This window comes from Trichocoleus sp. AS-A1 (genome assembly GCF_039962015.1).
Lineage (GTDB): Bacteria > Cyanobacteriota > Cyanobacteriia > Cyanobacteriales > FACHB-T130 > FACHB-T130.
This window is the reverse complement of record NZ_JAMPKG010000077.1, coordinates 1-6,430: the sequence shown is the minus strand read 5'-3', so window position 1 is coordinate 6,430 and position 6,430 is coordinate 1. Positions and strand designations below refer to the sequence as shown.

Here is a 6,430-nt window from a genome sequence, read left to right as displayed (position 1 = left end):
TGGTCTTGGCTCAAAAGTCGAATTTGCAAGCAACTCGACCAATTTGATTGTCTACGTGATGCGATGGAGTATGTCTTGCACCTGGCGTCCTAACCCTATTGGCGGTTGCTATAATTAGGTCGATAGTGCTGCGCCCCCATCTGGTTAGCTCGGTTACGAGAATTGCGTCAATTTTTCGTGCCTGTGCTAATGCCAAAACTTTCCTTCGTTCTGGTCGGTCGTCTTTTGAGCCTGATGCAGATTCTCTAAAAATCTTGACCACTTCAAAACCTGCTCGTGCCGCATAAGCGAGTAAATCTTTTTCTTGGCGATCGCAATCTTGTCCGCCTGTACTCACTCGGCAGTAAATGACTGATTTTCGTAGTTTGATCTGTCCCATTTAAGGTTCATAAAATCTAGCGGCTGAAATCCTTATCCCAGCGCTTTTTTAATGCTTCTTTTATTGTTCCATTTAGGGAAGTCTTTTGCTGGGACAAACTACTCAGCTAAGAGGGTGTTTTGGCTTAATTTGATTTTGAGTATTTAGACAATCAACTAGACATTTAACTAGACAAAGCGCTAGACATTAACTAGATATTTGCTAGACTTTGTGCTAGCCATTGTCTAGTTAATGTCTAGTACAAGAAAAATAGTATGAGCAATGGTAAAGAGAGGATTCAGCTAAACCTGCGTCTGGATGGGCATAAAGATTTATATGAAGCTGTCAAAGTGGCGGCATTGGAGCAGGATACCAGCGTCAATCAATTTGTAATTAACGCCCTCAAAGCAGCGCTGGGATGGGACGATGAAGCTGCTGTATCTCCTCAAATAGCGACAGCAATAGAGTCGCGTCTAGCGATACTAGAATCACGTCTAGTGCTAGTGTCTAGCATAGAAAATCGTTTAGACGAGGTAGAGCAACAGTTGGGGGAGTCAATCGCCTGAGAGAGGAGAACAAATCTCTCAGGCAAAGTGCAGGAACAAAGGCAGTCATGGAGAGCAAGGAACTGAGAACCAAGCTTGCGGAGGTAAGGAAGAAGCTGGCTGAGACTAAGGCCGATAGAGATGATATCTTCCACCAGTTAGACATGACTCAACAGGTAGTTAAGTTGCAAGATGACGAACTTAACGAGATGCGCGCAGCCAATCGAAAATTAGCAGCGGAAGCAAAGTCATCTCCACAACCCAACCTAATTAAACCTCCATGCCCAGCTTGTGGAGGAGTAAAGGTTCATAGCAAAGGATTGAAGTATAAAAAGCGAAGATGGAATTGCTTAAGCTGTAATCATTATTGGAGTACGCCGACTGAACCTGCCAGTTAGCCAGAATAAAAGGACGACTTCTGAAACATGAAACTTAGGCATCTTGAGCGAATAAAAATGATGCTTTAATTTGTCTTATAAACGGCTGGCCAGACCCGGAAACTCTGTTCGCCAGTACACGCAAAATAGCCAAGATACAGCAGTTTGCAAGTAAGTAAAGTACAGGTGTAGATGTAAAGCGCTTTTCCCCCTGGGGATAGCTTGTACTCTATCTACCTGCAAACTGCTGTAGTAGTGCTTGAAGTTGCGATAATGATTTTGGTGAAAAGCAACTAGAATCGTCATCACTGCACTCAGGCATAAACTTCGTTCTCGCTTCCGAGTCTTGAGGTCATGCAAAGCGTAACCTTTTGCTGCCACTGCGGTTCAAATTTTTGACAAAAGTCATCTATTTGGCAAGACAAAGCATCTAAACTGGGCTGTTAACGGGGGTTGCTGAATATCTCTGTATATTTTTCAGCTTACTTGCCCCCCCTTTCTTGACGCTTCTCCATCAATTTCTATCCACAATCACCAACTACGCTCTCGGCTTGCAACTTTCCTTCTCAGCCTACTTCAGGTTTTCTGAGTCTACCAATGCTTATCCCAAACTGAGGTTAGCCTAGACCTTCTGTTGCTGCTTGTGCTTTACAGCTGATCCAGCCCCAAAAGCCGCTACGCTCAGCAAACCCAATACAGAAGCAGGTTCAGGAACTGAGGTAGTTTTCGGAGCGGTCTCAATAATCAGCCGTTGCTCACCCGCATCTTGACTGTCACCAAATAGAAACTCATGGAATTCAGAATTGTTAAGACTTAACAATGCACCGCCAATTGAGAAAAAGCTGCCTTTACTAGCACTGATATCTGCAATTGCAGCTGAGTTAAGAGTGAAACTGAGAATTTCATTAAAGTCTCCATCGGTAGTCACTTCAAATGCGCCGTAGCTTTTACCTGTTCCCAGATCATCAAAAATTTCTGCATTCATACCAGTGTTGTTGTTCAAGGTGGCAGCATCGGTTGAAACATCGAATAAACCAAAGGTTTCTGTGGCATCTCCTGCACTCGAATTGCGCTTGAGTTCCAACCTAGCCGAAATGACAGTTTCTGTCGCTAAAAGTGACGACAGATCAAATGTGAAAAAGTTTCTAACCTCACCATATTGAGGGTTTTTACCAACATAGTAATTATCGTTAGTAGTATTGGTATTACCAATGACAGGGATCTTGTTCCACCACCCTTGATTATCAACTCCTGGGGTAAACGGACTGTCTGATGTGTTAAAGGTGAAAGTTTTAGCTTGTACTGTACCTCCAAGACTCAGAACTAGCAAAGCTGCACCAGATGTAGCGATAAATAGCTTTTTCAGGATGATTGAAATTGCCATATAATGCATAACTCCACAATTACAAAGGTTAGAAAAAAAAAGAGGGAATTAACGTGATTCGTTGAACTATACTTCCTGTTGCTGCTTGCGCTTTGCAACTAAAACCATACCAAAAGCACCCAATGCGACTAGACCAATTTATTTCGTCTTGCTTTCAGGTATTCCAGTGAGGCTTGTCTGTATACATCTACGCTTCCCATCCGGAATTTTTCGTAGTTTAACAGGAACTTTATTTTCCTATGAATTATTTTTAGAAGCTTATTATTACTTCAATTGCTTGATTTATGGCTATTGGAATCAATTAGAGCTTTAAAAAAAATATAAAGTTTGTATGAAGCTGTGATCTCGGTACTTTCGCTGAGATTGGCAGATATGCTATTATCACCTAAACTTCAAATTTTTTACGGATTAGATAAGGTGATTTATAAATTTTCTAAATCTGTAGAACTAAAGGCTATTTGTCAGTGAGCGATACTCCTTTCTAGACAAAGCTGCTAAACGAATTTTCGTAATTGCACATCCCCCGACTAGGTGAATTACTCAGTTAAACGACTGAAATCTTTCACAATCTATTCAGTGGTTTACGAGACACAGATAAAAAGATGGGTTATGAGATACGGCAATACTAGGTTTGAGGTGCGTTGTATCAACCTCAGAAACTTGTCTCATAAACGGTGAATTGCAGCACTAAAGTGGGGATTGCTACTGCTGCAATTTGGTTGCCCAATTGAAAAAGAAATTCGGCGCAGATTAGACAAATTATGGGGAGCGATCAAAACTTTGTGTTCATCAATTGAACAATGATTCTGTTCGTAATTCCATATCCTTCTAGTGCTTCTGATAATTCGCTGATAATTTTCTATACGAACGTGACCGCATCGCTATTAATGTGACGATTAGTCCGATCGCTCCAGTCACTGTAAATAAAAGCGCAATGCCTCGATCGGTTCCGGTGCCAAACCAATTACCCAGCAGCTCCACACCTGCGCCCGTGGTCATAAAGGGGATGAAGATGAATTGGGCGAGCGGACCGACCATAAATGCAGTTAGGGGCGATGCTGCTTGTTCAACACTTTGAGCGAACCCGAATACGCGCCCCTGACGTTCAGGAGGTATTACGGCTTGGATGATGGTTTGTTCTGAAGCTTCCACAACCGGAATCAGGCATAAGTAAACAAATAAACAACTCGTCAGCAGGACGATAGATGCCTGAATCGTAAAGAAAATAGCAATCGTCCACATGACAATATTGGACAGAAAGAGCGTTCGGAGTGGATTTTTTCCTAAGCCTTTCTTGGCGACAACTAACCCGCCAACGATGAATCCTAAGCTCAAGAACCCCCACAAAACGCCCCAGACTTGTACCGAAACGAGAGACAAGCCATAGGCATCCATTAGGGACATGAAGACTCCGCCTAAGAAGTTGTTGAAGCTATTGAAAAAAATCAGTGCGAAAAGTCCGGGGACAAGATGTATGGCTTGAATCGTTCCGGGAATATCAATACGGTTCGTTTGACCATCAACATGAATGATTCCCGGTTCAGGAATGGATACTGTCCCTAAATGGATAATCACGAGAATGGTCAGTCCAATCGCAAAAACCAGCATCCAAAATACGCCGAGAAAACCGATTGCCAGACCGCTAAATATAGAAGCAACGAGGAATGATACGCCATTTGCAGTACCAACCAGACCGTTTGCCCGATCTCGTTTTGCATCCGGGATTAAGATCGTCACGAGTGTTGAAAGCGCGATCGCGCGTAAATTTCCAGCAATCGCACCAACTAGTGCGAGGATAATGAATACCCAAAGAATGACGCTTGAGGGATCGGTAAAGACCGATGGCTCTGTAGAAATAAAAATGATGTAGGCGAGTAGGTATAAAAACAGAGAACAGATGCTTGAAAGCATCATTGCTATTTTCTTTTTATATCGATCAACCAGAGAGCCGAGGAAAAATCCAGAGATGGCGACTGTCACGAGATACACACCTGCCATGACCGATGTAGCCAGTACAGATTTGGTTTGAAGATACACCCAAAACGTGACTGCAAACCAGACAAACGTATTGGTCAGCGAAGCCACAAGTGAGTTTACTAAAACCGCATTAAAAGTTTTGTCATCAGGTATGGATCTCGACATTCTATGAAAACTCCTTTCCCAGGCTACAAGATTCGAGCCGCTCGAATTGAGGATTTAGCAACGCTGGCCCAGATCGAACGAGCCGCAGCAACCTTGTTTGTTGACACGCCTTACGCCTTTGTGATTGATGCTGAACCCCTCTCGTTAGACTTCGTAACCCAACAGTTTCGAGCCGGACGGGTATGGGTTGCTGTAGACGATCTTGATACGTCTGTAGGGTATGCGATCGCGCAGGATGTTGATGGAAACGCTTATCTACAACAAATTGACGTACATCCATCTTATGGACGTAGAGGCATTGGACGTGAACTTGTCGAGGCAGTTTGTGTGTGGGCAAAACGCCAGGACTATCGCCGGATTTTGTTATCGACCTTTTGTGACATTGAGTGGAACGCACCGTTCTATGCAAAACTTGGGTTTCAGATTTTGGCTGAGGTTGAACTCACCGTTGGTTTTCAGCAGCTCAGGCGTAAAGAAGCTGAGGCTGGATTGCCCATTGATCAACGTGTAATCATGTACCGTGACTTACAGTAGCCCAACAATACGATCTAAGTAGGCGGGATTAATTATTTGTACGATGGGTTAGCGATAGTGAATAGCGATCGATAAGCGAAAGCGATCGCTATTCCACGAGTGCAACAGCATCAGGGTTGGTGGCCAAGCGACCATCTTCCATATAAACAATGCGATCGGCAATATCCAAAATCCGATTATCATGCGTCACTAGCAAAATAGTGCAGCCTTGTTCCTTTGCCAATTTCTGCATCATTTCTACCACATCTCGTCCTGATTTTTTATCCAGTGCAGCGGTAGGTTCGTCTGCTAGAACAATTTTCGGATGACTTACCAAAGCACGCGCGATCGCTACTCGTTGCTTTTGTCCTCCAGATAGATTATCGGTGTAGTAATCAACACGATTTCCTAAACCGACTGTCTTGAGAATATCGGTTGCTATCTCATCCATATTTTGGTCTAGATAGCGATCGTGTAGCTCTAGAGACATTCGCACATTCTGCTTAGCTGTAAGGAAAGTTAACAGGTTGTGTGCTTGGAAAATATAGCCAATTTGCTGTCGCACTAACCTCATCTCGTTTTTACTCGCTCCATTCATTTCTTGCCCCAGAATTTTCAAGCTACCTTCCTGTGCTGAACGTAGGCCTCCCATTAGCGTTAGCAGCGTCGTTTTACCAGACCCTGATGGTCCAGTCATAATCACAATCTCTCCCGAATGGATGTCGAGATTGATATCAAATAGCGCTTGTTTTCGCAGTTCTCCTTCACCAAAATAGTGATTGAGCTGGTGAATAGAAATAACAGGTTCACTGCTGGAAAACTGAGTAGAATCTGAGGACTTTAGAGTTTGCATAGCGGCTTAGTTAGGGATAGGGTAATTGTTAAAGTTATGAAGGCAAAAAAGGATGACCAAACAAGTAGGCAACGCAATCAACGATGAGGACTGCACCAAGGCAAATCAAAATGACGCGCAGAATTTTAGGGGCAAACTTGTTATGGCGGTTCTCACATGAGAGGAATACACTCTGAGGTATCAGGAGCAACGTAGTAACAGCAATGAGTGAACCAGCCAATCATGTCTTTAATGGTGACTGAATTGAATGCTTCTGTA

Annotated in this window: 5 protein-coding genes and 3 pseudogenes; 3 read left to right on the top strand and 5 right to left on the bottom strand. The window is 43.3% G+C overall.

Annotated features, from left to right (window positions below; genetic code table 11):
- Positions 1-93: pseudogene (locus NC994_RS27430) on the top strand (IS630 family transposase); the annotation flags it as partial.
- Between the two features lie 19 nt (positions 94-112).
- Here the strand turns inward: NC994_RS27430 and NC994_RS27425 are convergent.
- Positions 113-379 (bottom strand): annotated as a pseudogene (locus tag NC994_RS27425) (recombinase family protein); the annotation flags it as partial.
- A 254-nt stretch (positions 380-633) separates the two neighbouring features.
- On the opposite strand from NC994_RS27425, the gene NC994_RS27420 reads away from it, so the two are divergent.
- Positions 634-924: a toxin-antitoxin system HicB family antitoxin gene (locus NC994_RS27420; RefSeq protein ID WP_190435799.1), complete on the top strand. Its 291-nt coding sequence runs from the start codon at positions 634-636 to the stop codon at positions 922-924.
- 605 nt (positions 925-1,529) lie between these two features.
- Here the strand turns inward: NC994_RS27420 and NC994_RS27415 are convergent.
- The 3 genes and pseudogenes from NC994_RS27415 to NC994_RS27405 all read right to left on the bottom strand — a co-directional run.
- Positions 1,530-1,705, bottom strand: a pseudogene (locus tag NC994_RS27415) (IS982 family transposase); the annotation flags it as partial.
- 197 nt (positions 1,706-1,902) lie between these two features.
- Positions 1,903-2,664, bottom strand: a complete 762-nt coding sequence (locus NC994_RS27410) for a PEP-CTERM sorting domain-containing protein (protein WP_199299622.1) — start codon at positions 2,662-2,664, stop codon at positions 1,903-1,905.
- An 828-nt stretch (positions 2,665-3,492) separates the two neighbouring features.
- Positions 3,493-4,806, bottom strand: coding sequence for an MFS transporter (locus NC994_RS27405; RefSeq protein ID WP_190435796.1), 1,314 nt, complete (start codon positions 4,804-4,806; stop codon positions 3,493-3,495).
- 3 nt (positions 4,807-4,809) lie between these two features.
- Between NC994_RS27405 and NC994_RS27400 the strand changes: the two genes are divergently transcribed.
- Entirely contained in the window at positions 4,810-5,340 is a 531-nt protein-coding gene (locus NC994_RS27400; protein WP_190435793.1) for a GNAT family N-acetyltransferase, read from the top strand.
- Positions 5,341-5,428: 88 nt separating this feature from the next.
- On the opposite strand, the gene NC994_RS27395 is transcribed toward NC994_RS27400, so the two are convergent.
- Positions 5,429-6,172, bottom strand: coding sequence for a DevA family ABC transporter ATP-binding protein (locus NC994_RS27395; RefSeq protein WP_190435790.1), 744 nt, complete (start codon positions 6,170-6,172; stop codon positions 5,429-5,431).
- Positions 6,173-6,430: the final 258 nt, after the last annotated feature.

Coding starts and splice junctions, on each gene's coding strand:
- NC994_RS27420 (WP_190435799.1), top strand. CDS start 634: ATGAGCAATGGTAAAGAGAGGATTCAGCTAAACCTGCGTCTGGATGGG.
- NC994_RS27410 (WP_199299622.1), bottom strand. CDS start 2,664: ATGGCAATTTCAATCATCCTGAAAAAGCTATTTATCGCTACATCTGGT.
- NC994_RS27405 (WP_190435796.1), bottom strand. CDS start 4,806: ATGTCGAGATCCATACCTGATGACAAAACTTTTAATGCGGTTTTAGTA.
- NC994_RS27400 (WP_190435793.1), top strand. CDS start 4,810: ATGAAAACTCCTTTCCCAGGCTACAAGATTCGAGCCGCTCGAATTGAG.
- NC994_RS27395 (WP_190435790.1), bottom strand. CDS start 6,172: ATGCAAACTCTAAAGTCCTCAGATTCTACTCAGTTTTCCAGCAGTGAA.